Here is a 248-nt window from a genome sequence, read left to right on the forward strand (position 1 = left end):
GCTTCATCAGTGGCGTGGTCACCGCCTCGGGAATGATCAGCAGCAGCTCGGCGGCGGCGCTGGCCATGGCGTACCAGCCCAGGGCCGCGGGGTCGAGCAGGGCACCGATGAACAGGTAGTCCGAACGCAGCATCAATTGTTGCGACAGCACCCCGGGGTGGCTCTGGGCGCTGTAGCGCAGCAGCTTGCCCTGTTCCCCGGCCTGCCAGCGCAGGCCCAGGTCGTGGAAGCGTCGCAACCAGCACCAG

1 pseudogene is annotated in these 248 nt (G+C 68.1%); it reads right to left on the reverse strand.

From position 1 onward, the window contains the following. Positions 1–248 (reverse strand): annotated as a pseudogene (locus SB725_RS33000) (polysaccharide biosynthesis protein); the annotation flags it as partial.

The organism is Pseudomonas sp. SIMBA_041 (genome assembly GCF_046535095.1).
GTDB classification, from domain to species: Bacteria; Pseudomonadota; Gammaproteobacteria; order Pseudomonadales; family Pseudomonadaceae; genus Aquipseudomonas; species Aquipseudomonas mucoides.